This window comes from Lysinibacillus sp. EB106-09-02-XG168, from assembly GCF_058791475.1.
Map to the genome: position 1 here is coordinate 1106647 of NZ_JBYTDN010000003.1, position 16821 is coordinate 1123467.

Below are 16821 nucleotides of genomic sequence, written 5' to 3' on the forward strand. Positions count from 1 at the left end.
TGTATTATGAATATCCATGAATATCAAGGGAAAGAGATTCTTAGAAAATATGGTGTAGCTGTACCAAACGGAAAAGTTGCTTTTTCCCCTGATGAAGCTGTGAAAGTAGCGAAGGAACTTGGGTCTAATGTGACTGTAGTCAAGGCACAAATTCATGCAGGTGGACGCGGGAAAGCAGGGGGCGTAAAAATCGCTAAAAACCTTGACGAGGTGCGTACATATGCAAAAGAATTACTAGGTAAAATTTTAGTGACTCATCAAACAGGTCCTGAAGGAAAAGAAGTAAAACGCTTATATATTGAAGAGGGTTCTGATATTCAAAAAGAATACTATTTAAGTTTAGTGTTAGACCGCGCAACATCCCGTGTAACAGTGATGGGATCTGAAGAGGGCGGCATGGATATTGAGGAAGTAGCGGAATCACATCCAGAAAAAATCTTCAAAGAAGTAGTTGATCCTGTTGTGGGATTAACAGGTTTCCAGGCACGTCGCATGGCGTTCAATATGAATATTCCAGCTAACCTAATAGGGAAAGCTGTTAAATTAATGTTAGGCTTGTATCAAGCGTTTATCGATAAGGATGCTTCTATTGTAGAAATTAATCCACTTGTTATAACTGGACAAGGAGAAGTTCTAGCATTAGATGCTAAATTTAATTTCGATGCAAATGCGTTGTATCGTCATAAAGATATTGTCGAATTACGTGATTTTGATGAAGAAGATCCAAAGGAAATCGAAGCATCAAAATATGACCTTAGCTATATTTCATTAGAGGGCAACATTGGCTGTATGGTTAATGGAGCTGGACTTGCAATGGCTACAATGGACACAATTAGTTATTATGGCGGAAGCCCTGCTAACTTCTTAGATGTAGGTGGCGGTGCAACGGCTGAAAAAGTAACAGAAGCTTTCAAAATTATCCTTTCTGATCCACATGTAAAAGGCATCTTTGTAAACATTTTTGGCGGAATTATGAAATGTGACATTATCGCTGAGGGTGTTGTAGCAGCTGCCAAAGAACTTGGCTTAACTGTGCCGTTAGTTGTACGTTTAGAAGGTACAAATGTAGAGCTTGGAAAAGAGATTTTAAATGCATCTGGTTTAAACATCGTTGCAGCGGATTCAATGGCTGACGGTGCACAAAAAATTGTGGGACTAGTAGGCTAAGAAAGGCAGGGAGAATAATGGCTGTATTTATTAATAAAGATACGAAGGTAATTGTACAAGGTATTACGGGGGAAACAGCGCTTTTCCATACGAAGCAAATGCTTGAGTATGGTACTAAAATTGTAGCTGGTGTAACGCCGGGTAAAGGCGGTCTTGAAATCGAAGGAGTGCCTGTATTTAACACTGTAGCGGAAGCTGTGGCTGCAACAGGTGCAACAACTTCTGTAATTTATGTACCTGCTCCATTCGCGGCAGATGCTATTTTAGAGGCTGTTGATGCTGAATTAGAATTAACAATCTGTATAACTGAGCATATTCCTGTACTTGATATGGTTAAAGTAAAACGTTATATGGAAGGTAAAAAGACACGTCTAGTAGGTCCTAACTGTCCTGGTGTTATTACGGCAGATGAATGTAAGATTGGTATTATGCCTGGTTACATCCATACGAAAGGGCATGTAGGAGTAGTTTCACGCTCTGGTACATTAACATATGAAGCGGTACACCAGTTAACACAAGCTGGTATCGGTCAAACTACAGCTGTAGGGATCGGTGGAGACCCTGTAAATGGTACAAACTTTATCGATGTTTTGGAAGCGTTTAACAACGATCCAGAAACATATGCAGTTGTGATGATTGGGGAAATTGGAGGGACAGCTGAAGAAGAAGCAGCTGAATGGATTAAAGCGAATATGACGAAACCTGTCGTAGGCTTTATCGGTGGACAAACAGCTCCTCCAGGTAAACGTATGGGTCACGCTGGGGCTATTATCTCAGGTGGTAAAGGAACAGCAGCAGAGAAAATTAAGGCTATGAATGCTGCTGGTATTGAAGTAGCAGAAACGCCATCTGTCATTGGTGACACGCTTATTAAAGTAATTAAAGAAAAAGGGCTATACGAAAAGTGTAAAACCCATTAAAATGGAAGATGTAGCACATTGTGGCTACATCTTTTTCTTTAACTTCTTTCAGCGGGTGTTTGGACATCCGCTGAAAGAAGTTAAAGCTTCCGGCGGATGTCAAGGACTCTGCATTAATATGCTTCTAACTTCCTACTTACTTTTTTAAAAAAGCGGTCATTTAATTTCTTCTATTATAAAAGGAGGCTTTTAAATGATTTTTTCAGTTGATACACAGAGATTACTAGCTTTACATTATATATACCCATTACCACTTCAAAAACTTCAGCGATTATTGTCCCCGGTGGATATACTAAGTTATTTTGAGGAAGTGCCCCCCTACGAGATTGCAAAAGCACTGCAAATATCATCGAGTAGAGCTTTGGAGATATCCAGAAGTTTTCGACAAATTATGACATTGTCGTTTGCGGAAGCTTATGAAAGGGCCAATATTTCCCCGATACCTTTTCATCATCCTTTTTACCCGGCGCAATTATTTGAAATATCCAGTCCACCTACTGTATTGTATGTGAAAGGTCGGTATTCTCTATTGACGAAAGAAAAACAAGTAGCCATTATAGGTTCTAGAAAGGCTACATCATATACAAAAACTGCAATGGACCTAATCGTGCCACCTCTTGTTGAACACGGATATGCAATTGTAAGCGGGCTTGCAAGAGGGGCAGATAAGATCGCTCATGAGACAACTATAAAAGTTGGCGGTTCCACAATTGCAGTGCTTGGTCACGGGTTTAATTATATATATCCTAAGGAAAACCAGTCTCTCGCTGAGCATATGGCGGAGCATCAGTTACTTGTCACAGAGTATCCTCCATATATGAAGCCTGAGAAATGGCATTTTCCAATGCGCAACCGAATCATTAGTGGATTGTCCAAAGCTATAGTGGTAACCGAAGCAGCATTAAGAAGTGGCACGCTTATTACGACGGACAATGCATTAGAGCAAGGAAAAGATGTATTTGTTGTACCGGGTCCAATTAATGCGGAGCAATCAAAGGGCACAAATAAACTACTATTAGAAGGAGCTATTCCAGCGTGTAATGGTCACGAAATCGTTGAAACACTTACGCTCTTTTCTAACAAAAATTGAAAAAAAGTTGCATTATCTTAAAATCTGTTATACATTTTGCAACAGGTAACTTAAAAATTTAGCAATAGACCTCGCTAAGGGGGAGACATAGATGGCGGATTATTTAGTGATTGTAGAATCACCAGCAAAAGCAAAAACAATTGAACGATATTTAGGAAAAAAATATAAAGTGAAAGCGTCAATCGGGCATGTTCGTGATTTACCACGTAGCCAAATGGGCGTTAGTCCGGAAAATAATTATGAACCTAAATATATTACTATTCGTGGTAAAGGGCCTGTTTTACAGGACTTAAAGTCTGCGGCTAAAAAAGTGAAGAAAGTCTTTCTAGCAGCCGATCCAGACCGCGAGGGAGAAGCAATTGCTTGGCACCTTGCGACTGCGTTAAATATCGATATTCAATCAGATTGTCGTGTCGTTTTTAATGAAATTACAAAAGATGCGATTGTAGAATCCTTTAAAAACCCACGTCCTATTAATATGGATTTAGTAGATGCACAGCAAACACGTCGTATATTGGATAGACTTGTTGGTTATAACATTAGCCCGATTCTTTGGAAAAAGGTTAAAAAGGGACTATCGGCAGGGCGAGTACAATCTGTAGCACTACGCATGATTATTGATCGTGAAAATGAAATTAAAAACTTCCAACCGGAAGAATATTGGACAATTGAAGGTTCTTTTGAAAAAGGAAAGAAAACGTTCGATGCGCTTTATTACGGCAACGGCAAAGAAAAAATTAAATTAACAAATGAAGAACAAGTAAAATCTATTTTAAAAAATGTTAAAGGTACAAGTTTTGAAGTTGTTAATGTATCGAAAAAAGAACGTAAACGAAATGCAGCACCTGCTTTTACAACATCTTCTTTACAGCAAGAGGCAGCACGTAAGTTAAATTTCCGTGCTAAGAAAACGATGATGCTTGCGCAACAGTTATATGAAGGTATTGATGTTGGGAAAAAAGAGGGTACAGTCGGTTTAATTACTTATATGCGTACCGATTCTACACGTATTTCAGATACAGCAAAAACAGAGGCAGTAGCATACATTGAATCCAAGTACGGCAAAGAATTCATCTCAACAGAGTCGAAGCAGGTTAAAAAAGCATCAAATGCACAAGATGCCCATGAGGCTATTCGTCCAACTAGTACGATGCGAACTCCGGATGAATTAAAAGCAGTGCTTAGTCGCGACCAATTGCGCTTATATCGATTAATTTGGGAGCGTTTTATCGCAAGTCAGATGGCGCCGGCCGTACTTGATACAGTAGCTGTTGATCTGCAAAATGGTGATGTTTTATTCCGTGCAAACGGCTCGCAAGTTAAATTTGCCGGCTTTATGAAACTCTATATTGAGGGTACAGATGATCAAACAGAAGAGACAAACAAGCTTCTACCTGAAATGGAAGTTGGCGATCAAGTAAAATCTCTTGAAATTGAGCCGAAGCAACATTTCACACAGCCACCACCACGTTATTCAGAGGCGCGTCTTGTGAAAACAATGGAAGAGTTAGGTATAGGGCGCCCGTCCACATATGCACCGACCCTCGATACAATTCAGCGCCGTGGCTATGTCGTATTAGATGCAAAACGATTTATGCCGACAGAGCTAGGAGAAATCGTGCACCAACTTGTACTAGAGTTTTTCCCTGATATCATAAATATCGAATTCACAGCACAAATGGAACAAGATTTGGATGATATTGAAGAAGGCGGTCGTCAGTGGAAAGAAGTTGTGCATGAGTTTTATAAGGATTTTGAGGTCCATGTAAAATATGCGGATGAGGCTATGGAAAAGGTTGTCATAAAAGATGAACCAGCTGGCGAGGATTGTGAGCTTTGTGGATCTCCAATGGTCTATAAGCTTGGACGATACGGAAAATTTATGGCTTGTTCAAACTTCCCGGATTGCCGCAATACAAAAGCTATTATGAAACCTATTGGTGTAAAATGTCCTTCTTGTGAAACAGGTGAAATTGTAGAGCGAAAGAGTAAAACAAAGCGTTTATTCTATGGTTGCAACCAGTATCCTGAGTGTGAATTTGTTTCATGGGACAAGCCAATTAATAGACCATGCCCGAAATGTAGTGCATTATTAGTAGAGAAAAAAATTAAAAAAGGTGTTCAAATTCAATGTACGAAATGTGACTATGAAGAGACACCTACTCAATGATAGAAAGATGGTAAGAACATGACTGAACAAGTAGTAAATGTAATAGGCGCAGGGCTTGCAGGCAGTGAGGCTGCTTGGCAAATTGCTCAACGTGGTGTGAAAGTTAAACTTTATGAAATGCGTCCAGTAAAGCAAACACCAGCTCACCATACTGATAAATTTGCAGAGCTTGTTTGTTCGAACTCACTACGTGCAAATGGATTAACGAATGCTGTAGGTGTAATTAAAGAAGAAATGCGTATTTTAGACTCTGTAATTATGAAGGCAGCAGATGCATGTTCAGTACCAGCAGGTGGTGCCTTAGCAGTGGATCGACATGAATTTGCAGGCTATGTGACAGAAGCGGTGAAAAATCATCCTCTTGTGGAAGTTATTCATGAAGAAGTCACAGAAATTCCAGAAGGTATTACTGTTATTGCCACAGGACCACTAACATCGAAAGCTTTAGCTGAAAAAGTTCAGGGCTTAACAGGTTTAGATTATCTATATTTCTATGATGCAGCAGCACCAATTATTGAAAAAGATAGCATCGATATGGAAAAAGTTTATTTAAAATCTCGTTACGATAAAGGGGAAGCAGCTTATTTAAACTGTCCTATGACAAAGGAAGAATTTGATCGTTTCCGCCAAGCGTTAATCGAGGCAGAGGTTGTGCCATTAAAAGAATTTGAAAAAGAAATTTACTTTGAAGGATGTATGCCTATCGAAGTAATGGCTGCTCGCGGTGAGAAAACAATGTTATTTGGACCGATGAAGCCAGTAGGTCTAGAAGATCCAAAAACAGGGAAACGACCATATGCAGTTGTCCAGTTACGTCAAGACGATGCAGCAGGAACTCTTTATAATATCGTTGGCTTCCAAACGCACTTAAAATGGGGACCACAGAAGGAAGTACTACAATTAATTCCGGGATTAGAGAATGTTGAAATCGTTCGTTATGGCGTAATGCATAGAAATACATTCATTAACTCGCCAAAGGTTCTAGAGAAAACGTACCAACTTCGAGAGCAAAAAAATATTTTCTTTGCGGGTCAAATGACGGGTGTAGAAGGATATGTTGAATCTGCTGGTAGTGGATTAATTGCCGGTATTAATGCAGCTCGGTTAGCATTAGGGCAAGAGCAAATTATCTTCCCATTTGAAACGGCTTTAGGTAGTATGGCGCGTTATATAACAGAAGCGCAATCGAAAAATTTCCAGCCGATGAACGTTAACTTTGGAATTTTCCCTGAACTACCACCAGGACGTCGTTCGAAGCCAGAACGTGCAGAGATGCATGCAACACGTGCAATAAGCACAATTCGTAATTTTGTGAATTCACAAACAATTTGATTGCAAAAAGCCTCTAAAAGTTGGTATACTCTTAGAGGCTTTTTCTTTTTTGTAGCAAAATGCTAATTTACACGTGTTTTATTATTTTGTATGGAGATTTTCTCAAAATATAAACATTTTCACTTGCTATATGATGAAGATAGGTATAGTGTCAATATGTATGTTTTCTACATTTAACGATACCCAAAGTGACAAACTAAAGAGGATCATCGAAAATTGACATTCTTTTAATGGCAAGTGAAAGCACTTTAGGCTCATCAGCCAACGTTGAGGGTGGCATTTGTAAAAATGTATGCCGTTTATATAAGTTGATTGGAAGTGTAAACTGAACGACTCCTTTGGGATCCAGCAATAGACGAAGGTTAAAACCATCACGTCCTGTGATAACGCCTTCGTGATTAACATCCTTTTGCCCAAGCGGCTCACTGGACGCCTTTAGGAACGAGTTCATGCGGAACGAAAAATCAACCGCTCGTTATGGTGTTGCCCTGTAATTTGAGAAGATTATCAATAAATCCATTGGTGGTGAATCTTTTTATGTTAGTTTCGTCCCAAGATGCACTTGAACAGTTTATGCTTTATATCCAAATTGAAAAAAACTTCTCTGTTCATACAGTGCGAGAATATGAATCGGACCTACTAGATTTTTTAGCGTTTTTGCAAGCGGAGGGCGTAAATGATTTAGCTAGTGTTGAGTATATACATGCACGTCTTTATGTAACAAAGTTGTACGATGAAAAGAGAGCAAGATCATCTGTATCAAGGAAAATCTCCTCAATACGCTCCTTCTTTCGCTTTCTAAATAAACAGCACGGATTAGATGATGGGGCATTTCGATCACTTTATCATCCGAAAAAAGAATCACGTTTACCTAGTTTTTTCTACGAAGAAGAATTGATTCAGCTATTTGATGCGAATGTCGGCGATGATTTGAAATCATTAAGAAATATGGCTATATTGGAGCTGTTATATGCGACAGGTATTCGTGTAAGTGAGCTCACCTCAATTCAAGTAGAAGATGTTGATTTCCATTATTCGATTATTAGGGTAATGGGAAAAGGGCGAAAAGAACGCATTATTCCATTCGGGCAATTTGCGAGTTTAGCTATGCAGGATTACATAGAACGAGCTCGTCCACGATTGATGAAAAACACAAGTCATCAGCAATTGTTTGTCAACATGCGCGGTGGGGAACTTACTCCACGAGGTGTACGTCATATTTTAACTGAAATGATTGACAAAGCCTCGCTCCATACGAAAATATATCCACATATGCTTCGCCATACTTTTGCCACACATTTATTGAATAATGGCGCAGATTTACGTACGGTGCAGGAGTTATTAGGCCATGCTCATTTAACTTCTACACAAGTTTACACTCATGTAACAAAAGAGCATCTACGTCAAACATATATGAATGCTCATCCAAGGGCATAATAAGCTAAGGAGGAAGGCGAATGGGACAAATTCATGCGACAACGATATTTGCTGTTCATCATAACGGAGGTTGCGCGATGGCAGGTGATGGTCAAGTGACCCTGGGAAATGCGGTTGTTATGAAAGGTACAGCAAGGAAGGTCAGACGTCTGTTTAATGGGCAGGTGCTTGCCGGTTTTGCGGGCTCAGTTGCCGATGCTTTTACACTTTTTGAAATGTTTGAAGGAAAGTTAAATGAATACAATGGCAACTTACAACGTGCTGCAGTAGAAGTTGCTAAGCAATGGCGCGGTGATAAAATGCTACGTCAATTAGAGGCTATGCTACTTGTAATGGATAAAAGTACACTCCTTCTTGTATCGGGTACGGGAGAGGTAATTGAACCGGATGATGGAGTTTTGGCAATTGGTTCTGGGGGCAACTATGCATTATCGGCAGGTCGTGCCCTGAAAAAGTATGCAGGTGATACAATGTCTGCTCGTGAAATTGCAGAAGCGGCATTAGAAACCGCTGCTGGAATCTGTGTGTTTACGAATCATAATATTATCGTGGAGGCGCTTAACTAATGACACAAAATAATTTAACGCCAAGACAAATTACTGAGCATTTGGATCGATATATCGTTGGACAAAATGAAGCGAAGCGAGCGGTAGCTATTGCACTACGTAATAGATATCGTCGCTCGCTACTAAGTGATGAGATGAAGGCTGAGGTAATTCCGAAAAATATTTTGATGATTGGACCTACAGGTGTCGGAAAAACGGAAATTGCGCGAAGAATTGCAAAGCTAACGGGTGCACCATTTGTAAAAGTTGAAGCAACGAAGTTTACAGAAGTAGGATATGTAGGGCGAGACGTAGAGTCAATGGTACGTGATGTAGTAGAAGCTTCACATCGTCTTGTAAAAGAAGAAATGATGGAGTCTGTGAAGGACCAAGCCGAAGAATTAGCAAACGAAGCTATAGTTAAGTTGTTGGTTCCTTCATTACGAAAAAAACAGTCCATGCAAAATCCTTTTGAAATGTTATTTGGCGGAAAAGACCAGCAAGCCAATGATGATTCTTCTTCTGAAGAAACTGAAGTACGCTCCAAACGAGCGCAAATCGCTATCGATTTACGTAATGGTAAATTAGAAAATGAATGGGTTACTGTTGAAGTAACTGAACAAAATCCTTCTATTTTTGATGCGTTACAAGGAACGGGTATGGATATGTCTGCAAACAATGGCATGCAGGATATGCTGTCTAGTTTAATGCCTAAAAAGCAGAAAAAACGTCGTCTACAAGTGAAAGATGCACGTCGTATTTTAACGGTCGAAGAAGCAAATAAACTCATAGATGCAGATGAAGTTGCTCAAGAAGCCATTTCAAGAGCTGAACAATCAGGTATTATTTTTATTGATGAAATTGATAAAATCGCTAGTAAGGATAGTAACTCCTCTGCAAACGTATCGCGTGAGGGTGTGCAACGTGATATTTTACCAATTGTTGAAGGTTCTACTGTAACGACAAAATACGGTGCTGTAAAAACTGACTTTATGCTTTTTATTGCTGCTGGAGCGTTTCATATGTCGAAGCCGTCAGATTTAATTCCTGAATTGCAAGGTCGATTCCCGATTCGAGTGGAGCTTGAAAAATTAACGAAACAAGATTTTGTACGTATTTTGCAAGAGCCAGATCAATCGCTTATTTTGCAATACAAGGCATTGTTAGAAACTGAAGGCGTGGAGATAAACTTTACGGAAGACGCAATTGAGCGAATTGCAGAAATTGCAACTGAGGTCAATCAGGAGACTGATAATATTGGAGCTCGACGTTTGCACACAATTTTAGAACGCTTACTAGAAGAATTATCATTTGAAGCTGCAGAAATTGCACCTGCAAATATTCCAATCACTGCTGCGTATGTAGATCAAAAACTTGCGGGTATAGTAAAAAACAAAGATTTATCACAGTTTATATTGTAAGATAAGGCTGAATATTTTCATTCAGTTTAAAAAACATTTAGAATATTAAGAAAATACTTTTCGGATTATTTATAGGAGGAACATATAATGAATTTATTAGAAAAAACGCGTAAAATTAACTCGATGCTCCAAGCATCTGCTGGTAAACCGGTAAACTTTAAAGAAATGGCAGATACATTAGGAGATATTATCGACAGTAATGTTTATATTGTAAGCCGTAAAGGGAAGCTTTTAGGTATTTCAATTCACCAACAAATTGAAAACGAGCGTATGAAAAAGATGTTCGAAGAGCGACAATTCCCAGAAGAATATACACATAGCTTGTTTACAATTTCTGAGACATCTTCAAACTTAGATATTAATGACGAACATACTGCTTTCCCAGTTGAAAACAAAGATTTATTCCAAAATGCATTAACAACGATTGTGCCGATTGTTGGTGGTGGTGAGCGTCTTGGTACATTAATTCTTGCCCGTTTATCTTCACAATTCGAGGATGATGATTTAATTTTAGCTGAGTACGGTGCGACAGTAGTTGGTATGGAAATTTTACGTGAGAAATCTGAGGAAATTGAAGAGGAAGCTCGTAGCAAAGCTGTTGTACAAATGGCAATCAATTCACTTTCATACAGTGAATTAGAGGCTATTGAACATATCTTTGAAGAGCTTGATGGCCATGAAGGCTTACTTGTTGCTTCAAAAATTGCAGACCGAGTTGGTATTACACGTTCAGTAATCGTAAACGCATTACGTAAACTAGAATCTGCAGGTGTAATCGAATCTCGCTCTTTAGGTATGAAAGGTACTTACATTAAAGTACTGAACGATAAATTCTTAAATGCATTAGCTGAAATTAAAATGAAATAATTAAATAGCGTCCTTTTGGGACGATCTGAGGCATCTGAAGTAATTTTGTTCCAGATGCCTTTTATCATATAGAAAATCAAAATGGCTAAGGGAAACTTTGAGAATGTTGTAGCCTTAATATTCCTTTTCAGGCTGCTTACTTCCCTATGACGAGTGTCGACCACCCCTTCCTCCTCTTTGGTCCCTATATTGGCACTACGCTTTCGCACAAAAAAACGTGTCGCTGTCGCTAAATTAACACTGCGCTTTCTCACAAATTTGTTAGCCTAAAGCCTTCGGTGGATTTGACACAAAAAATTCATTGGAAACACAAAGACATCTGGGATAATCTTGTTCAGATGCCTTTTAAAATTCGACGAAATTTGCGGTTGGGTTTACATGCTTTAATTATGTCGAATCGTGTTTTAGTACTAAATAGGGGGGAGGAATCATCTATGTTTTAATCCTTCCGCTCATTTTTTATAGGTAAGTTTTCGACCCTCCTAGTCGCTAATGTCATTGCTTTATCCCTAAATTTGATTTTTTACTTATGCGCTACTTTTTGCGTAAGTGAAAAAAACATATGCTTCAATTGATACTTGTAAGAAAGTACGGAATAACTATTCTGAATTTTGTGTAATATTATGGTCTTATGTTTAAATAGTAAAAAGGAACTCTAATTTAGACATTGTGTCTACTGTTAATTTGGTAAAAAAAGGGTGAAAATAGATCCTAAAACCGTAAACACTGTCGAAATGGTGTAAAATGACTAGTATTGAGTAGGGTAGCTGTGAGTCCAGTGATATCAAGGGGTACGGAAGTATTGTCCTGGTTATTCGTGAATAAAAATGGGTCGTTTATACTATCAAAAAGTGACAAAAGACAATAGACACTACGTATCATCTTAATTACAATTGTATTATTGGATAAAATAAGAAGTACAAGAATGAGGTGAGCTTTTTGGATTTGTTTGGAGGAACTATTAGTAAGCTAGAAAACGGACTTTCTTATGCAACTTTGAATCATAAAACAATCGCTAATAATATTGCGAATGTCGATACGCCGAATTATAAGGCGAAAAATGTAAGTTTTAAAGATATGTTGGAGAAAGAACAACAAATGTCAATTTCGGCTTATCGTACGGATAATAGACATTTTGATTTCGCGATTCGACAATCAACGCCTGGTGTGAATAATGTGAATGGTTTACGTTATCGAAATAATGGTAATGCCGTAGATATGGATGCTGAACAGACAAAGCTTGCACAAAACCAAATTTATTACAACGCATTAATTGAACGCATGAACGGTAAGCTAAATACTCTAAATACGGTTATTAAAGGAGGTAAGTAATAGATGTCTATTTTTCATGGAATGAACACTACTGCCTCAGCATTAACGGCACAGCGTTTACGAATGGATGTAGTTTCGTCGAATATGGCAAACATGGATTCAACCCGTGCTAGACAAGTGAACGGGGAGTGGGAGCCATACCGCAGAAAATCTGTAACGTTTACAGCGCAAGAGGGACAGTTTTCTAAGTTCTTTAATGCCGCAGTTGGCAAAAATGCGAAAAGTGGTGTTGGCAACGGCGTAAAAGTTACACAAATAAAAGAAGATAGAGAAACACCTTTCAAACTTGTGTATGATCCAACTCATCCAGATGCAAATGCAGATGGCTATGTAAATATGCCGAATGTAGATCCGTTAAAAGAAATGGTAGATTTAATGTCAGCTACTCGTTCCTACGAGGCAAACATAACTGTATTGAATGCAAATAAATCCATGCTGACAAAGGCTTTAGAGATTGGAAGATAAATAAGAGGAAGGGAAGATACATAATGACAATTTCGTCCGTTTCGCAAATGACACCTACGCAGGTTGTAAATGAAACAAATAAACTTAATGTGACACCTTATGAAGCACAACAGAGCTTCGCGAACTCGTTAAAAGAAGCAATATCGAAGGTTAATGATCAACAAATTACTTCTGATAACCTTACTCAAAAGTTAATTAATGGTGGAGATGTAGAGTTGCACGAAGTGATGATTGCATCACAAAAGGCGAGCATTACATTAAATGCAACAATTGAAGTTCGCAATAAGGTGATTGAAGCTTACCAAGAAATAATGCGTATGAGTGTCTAACTTTAATTGAATAAGCTCTATTGAAGTAAAGAATTTATCCCATATTTTAAATGGATGATTGATGTGGAGGTTGGATGACTCCAGAGGGATCACGTTCATGATACAGAAGGTGGTAGCCTTGAAGTGAGTGAGACAATAGAAAAGCGAAGGCAATTACATCATGACTTGTGATAATGCTTTCGTGGCCAACATCCTGATTGCCCCAAATGGTTTATCGGACGCTCCTAGTCGAAACGGAAATCAATACGTTATGGTGATGATAATGATTGAATGCTATGGGATATCACTGTTTTCGCGAATTATTAGATGGATAGGTTGTTCACTATAACCGGAGGATTCATAATGAATGAACGATTGACGAAAATAAAAAACGACACCAGCCAATTTTGGACAAGTCGTAGTAAAAAACAAAAAATTGTAATGATTGGTTCAGTGGTAGGGGTTATAGCACTTGCTGCCGTTATTACATTTTTTGCTACAAAAATTACATATGTACCACTTTATAAAGATTTATCGACAAGAGAAATCGGACAAGTGAAGGAAGAGTTAGATACCAAAGGTGTAAAATATGAACTTGCACCGGGGGGAACATCGATTTTAGTGCCTGAAGAACAAGTTGATTCATTGTTAGTACAGTTGGCATCGGACGGATATCCGCAAACGGGGTCGATTGATTACTCTTTTGCAAATAGCTCTGGATTTGGTATGACAGATAATGAGTTTAACCTATTAAAAAAAGCTGCGACTGAAACAGAAATTGCAAAGCTTTTTAAAAATCTAGAGGGTGTAAAAGATGCAAAGGTAATGATTAACGTTCCGGAAGAAGGAGTCTTCTTAAAGGATGTTAAAGATGAAGCGACTGCATCTATTGTATTAAATACTGATTCTGGCTATAAATTTACAGAGCAACAAATTGCCACTATGTACAATCTAGTTGCAAAAAGTGTTCCGAATTTAAAGACGGACAACATTGTTATTTCTAACCAATTTTCTGAGTACTTTGATCTAAATGCTCCAACTACTGACGGAGCTTCAACTACGACAGCTGAAGGTCAGTTACAAGCGAAGAAATTGGTTGAGCGTGATCTACAACGTCAAGTCCAAAATATGCTAGGTACGCTTATGGGACAAGACAAAGTAATTGTTTCTGTGACAACAGACATCGATTTCAAAAAAGAAAATCGTGAAGAAAACCTAGTTACACCGGTTGATGAAGAGAATATGGAAGGAATCGCCATTAGTGCTCAACGTATTTCGGATCAATATTCTGGTACAGCTGCGGCTACTGGTACACCTGAAGCTGAAACGACGACAGATAACTTTACCACTTATAACGAAGGTACCATGGGTAACGGGGATTCCGAGCATACCGAAGAAACAATTAATTATGACGTAAACCGTATACGCAAAGAGATTCAAGAGGCCCCATATAAAGTTCAAGATATAGGTATCCAAGTAATTGTAGAACCGCCGACAGCAACTGACGCGGCAACATTACCAGATGGGATTCGTGAGGATATCCAGCAAATTTTAAGTACTATTGTTCGTACGACGATTTCTAAAGATGTAGCAGCTGAGCTTACTCAAGATCAAATTGATGAAAAAGTTGCTGTTTCAGTACATCCTTTAAATGGTAAAGCAACAGAGACAGCTAGCGAAAAATCTGTTATTCCATGGTGGGTTTGGGTAATCGGCGGCATATTACTTGCTGTCATAGTATTGCTTGCATTCTTCATTGTCCGTTCACGTAAACGTGCACAGGAAGAAGAAGAACTAAGTATCCTAGATGAACAAGAAGAACTAATGATTGAAGATATAAATGAAGAAATTGAAACGGAAGCTACAATGCGTCGTAAGCAGCTTGAAAAAATGGCAAAAGAAAAGCCAGACGATTTTGCGAAGTTACTGCGTAGTTGGATTGCGGAAGACTAACTAGGAGGTTCGGCTGTGTCCAAGAAAGAAAAGGAATTAACAGGCAAACAAAAGGCCGCTCTCTTGTTAATTTCATTAGGGCCTGAGGTTTCAGCTTCTGTCTATAAACACTTAACAGAAGAAGAAATTGAACGTTTAACATTAGAGATTTCAAACGTTAAAAAAGTAGAAGCAAATGTGAAAGAGGAAATTATTGAAGAGTTCCACAATATTGCACTTGCGCAAGATTATATTACACAGGGTGGTATTGGTTACGCGAAGACAGTATTGGAAAAAGCTCTTGGTGTAGAACAGGCGCAAACAATTATTAATCGCCTTACATCTTCTTTACAAGTACGTCCTTTTGACTTTGCGCGTAGAGCTGACCCAGCACAAATTTTTAACTTTATTCAAAATGAACATCCACAAACAATTGCCCTTATCCTCTCTTATTTAGAGGCAGGGCAAGCGGGTGTGATTTTATCTTCATTGCCACAGGAAGTACAGGCTGATATTGCTAAACGTATTGCTGTAATGGATTCAACTTCACCAGAAGTTATTAGTGAAATTGAATCTGTTTTAGAGCGTAAATTATCATCGACTGTGACACAAGATTACACTGAAACGGGTGGCGTTGATGCAGTTGTTGAAGTGTTAAATGGTGTAGACCGACAAACGGAAAAAACGATTCTCGATGCACTCGAAATTCAAGATCCAGAGCTTGCAGAAGAAATCAAGAAACGTATGTTTGTATTCGAAGATATTGTTACGCTCGATAATCGTTCGATACAACGTGTTATTCGCGATTGTGAAAATGAAGACTTACTGCTTTCAATGAAAGTTTCAAGTGAAGAAGTAAAAGACATTATTTTCCGCAATATGTCACAACGTATGGCTGAAACATTTAAGGAAGAAATGGAAATTATGGGTCCTGTTCGTCTGCGTGACGTAGAAGAAGCGCAATCTCGAATTGTTGCGGTCATTCGTCGCTTAGAGGATGCTGGTGAGATTATTATTGCACGTGGTGGAGGAGATGACGTCATTGTCTAGAATCATCCGTTCTGTACATACACAGTCCAATGGTGATCATGTCAAAAAGATTCAAATCCGTGAAATGTTTGAGTTGCATGAGATAGAAAATGGAGAAATTCAACCTCAAAACCAGATTACTATGGAAGAAGTACTAGAAGAACGCGAGCGCTTGCTTGCGGAAGCTAGAGCTTCTATACAGGCTGAACGCGAGGCCTTTGAACAAGAAAAGCAATTATTCTCCCAGGAAATTGAACATTTAAAGCAAGACTGGGAAGAAGAACGACCTAATCGAGTGCAAGAAGCTTATGATGAAGGATTTGGTCAAGGTTATGAGGATGGTACAAACAAAGCGAATGAAGCGATGGCGCAATCTCTCCAAACGGCCAATGAAATAATTATCCAAGCGGGGGAGAATGCTCGGAAATATATTGAAGATCAAGAATCGATAATTTTAGAGTTAGGTTTAACCGCCGCAGAGCGAATTATTGATACATCTTTAGAGCGAGACAACGAATTATTTGTGTCAATCGTTCGCAGAGGACTTAAAGAAGCAAGAGAAATGAAAGAAATTAAAATCTATGTTTCACCTACTTACTATGCATTAATTACTGGTAATCGTGATGAACTAGCTGAAATGTTCCCAACTGACGTACCATTTATGATTTTTGTAAATGAAGATTTAGAAAATGAAACAGATTGTTATATAGAAACAAATCATGGACGAATTGTTGTAAGTATTGATGAGCAATTAAACGAACTAAGATTGAAGTTACATGAAATATTAGAAAGTAAGGAATGATCTA

At 38.6% G+C, this 16821-nt stretch carries 15 protein-coding genes; all 15 read left to right on the forward strand.

The window, feature by feature from the left end:
• Positions 1-6: 6 nt before the first annotated feature.
• The 15 genes from sucC (at position 7) to fliH (ending at position 16817) form a co-directional block, all read left to right on the forward strand.
• On the forward strand, positions 7-1167 hold the full coding sequence (sucC, locus tag AC3WSO_RS06110) for an ADP-forming succinate--CoA ligase subunit beta (protein WP_492529572.1): 1161 nt from the start codon (positions 7-9) through the stop codon (positions 1165-1167).
• 17 nt (positions 1168-1184) lie between these two features.
• Positions 1185-2087, forward strand: coding sequence for a succinate--CoA ligase subunit alpha (gene sucD / locus AC3WSO_RS06115; protein WP_337991304.1), 903 nt, complete (start codon positions 1185-1187; stop codon positions 2085-2087).
• Positions 2088-2280: 193 nt separating this feature from the next.
• Positions 2281-3177: a DNA-processing protein DprA gene (gene dprA, locus AC3WSO_RS06120; RefSeq protein WP_492529574.1), complete on the forward strand. Its 897-nt coding sequence runs from the start codon at positions 2281-2283 to the stop codon at positions 3175-3177.
• A gap of 91 nt (positions 3178-3268) precedes the next feature.
• On the forward strand, positions 3269-5347 hold the full coding sequence (topA, locus tag AC3WSO_RS06125; RefSeq protein WP_492529576.1) for a type I DNA topoisomerase: 2079 nt from the start codon (positions 3269-3271) through the stop codon (positions 5345-5347).
• 18 nt (positions 5348-5365) lie between these two features.
• On the forward strand, positions 5366-6679 hold the full coding sequence (gene trmFO / locus AC3WSO_RS06130) for an FADH(2)-oxidizing methylenetetrahydrofolate--tRNA-(uracil(54)-C(5))-methyltransferase TrmFO (RefSeq protein ID WP_492529578.1): 1314 nt from the start codon (positions 5366-5368) through the stop codon (positions 6677-6679).
• A 537-nt stretch (positions 6680-7216) separates the two neighbouring features.
• On the forward strand, positions 7217-8116 hold the full coding sequence (xerC, locus tag AC3WSO_RS06135; protein ID WP_492529580.1) for a tyrosine recombinase XerC: 900 nt from the start codon (positions 7217-7219) through the stop codon (positions 8114-8116).
• A 20-nt stretch (positions 8117-8136) separates the two neighbouring features.
• On the forward strand, positions 8137-8682 hold the full coding sequence (hslV, locus tag AC3WSO_RS06140) for an ATP-dependent protease subunit HslV (RefSeq protein WP_079560452.1): 546 nt from the start codon (positions 8137-8139) through the stop codon (positions 8680-8682).
• On the forward strand, positions 8682-10082 hold the full coding sequence (gene hslU, locus AC3WSO_RS06145) for an ATP-dependent protease ATPase subunit HslU (RefSeq protein ID WP_492529582.1): 1401 nt from the start codon (positions 8682-8684) through the stop codon (positions 10080-10082). The genes hslV and hslU overlap by 1 nt, the downstream gene beginning before the upstream one ends.
• 87 nt (positions 10083-10169) lie before the next feature.
• Positions 10170-10949 (forward strand): GTP-sensing pleiotropic transcriptional regulator CodY, encoded by a 780-nt coding sequence (gene codY, locus AC3WSO_RS06150; RefSeq protein WP_492529585.1) that lies wholly within the window; start codon positions 10170-10172, stop codon positions 10947-10949.
• Positions 10950-11888: 939 nt separating this feature from the next.
• The gene (flgB, locus tag AC3WSO_RS06155) at positions 11889-12281 is read left to right on the forward strand and encodes a flagellar basal body rod protein FlgB (protein ID WP_492529587.1); all 393 of its coding nucleotides are present in this window, start codon (positions 11889-11891) and stop codon (positions 12279-12281) included.
• A 3-nt stretch (positions 12282-12284) separates the two neighbouring features.
• Positions 12285-12746, forward strand: a complete 462-nt coding sequence (flgC, locus tag AC3WSO_RS06160; RefSeq protein WP_197141889.1) for a flagellar basal body rod protein FlgC — start codon at positions 12285-12287, stop codon at positions 12744-12746.
• A 23-nt stretch (positions 12747-12769) separates the two neighbouring features.
• Entirely contained in the window at positions 12770-13075 is a 306-nt protein-coding gene (fliE, locus tag AC3WSO_RS06165; RefSeq protein WP_197141891.1) for a flagellar hook-basal body complex protein FliE, read from the forward strand.
• Between the two features lie 342 nt (positions 13076-13417).
• Positions 13418-15007 carry a flagellar basal-body MS-ring/collar protein FliF gene (gene fliF / locus AC3WSO_RS06170; protein ID WP_492529590.1) on the forward strand — a complete coding sequence of 530 codons (1590 nt, stop codon included), beginning with the start codon at positions 13418-13420 and terminating at the stop codon, positions 15005-15007.
• A gap of 15 nt (positions 15008-15022) precedes the next feature.
• The gene (gene fliG / locus AC3WSO_RS06175; RefSeq protein WP_492529592.1) at positions 15023-16036 is read left to right on the forward strand and encodes a flagellar motor switch protein FliG; all 1014 of its coding nucleotides are present in this window, start codon (positions 15023-15025) and stop codon (positions 16034-16036) included.
• Entirely contained in the window at positions 16029-16817 is a 789-nt protein-coding gene (gene fliH / locus AC3WSO_RS06180; RefSeq protein ID WP_492529594.1) for a flagellar assembly protein FliH, read from the forward strand. Before fliG ends, fliH begins: the two co-directional genes overlap by 8 nt.
• Positions 16818-16821 lie beyond the last annotated feature (4 nt).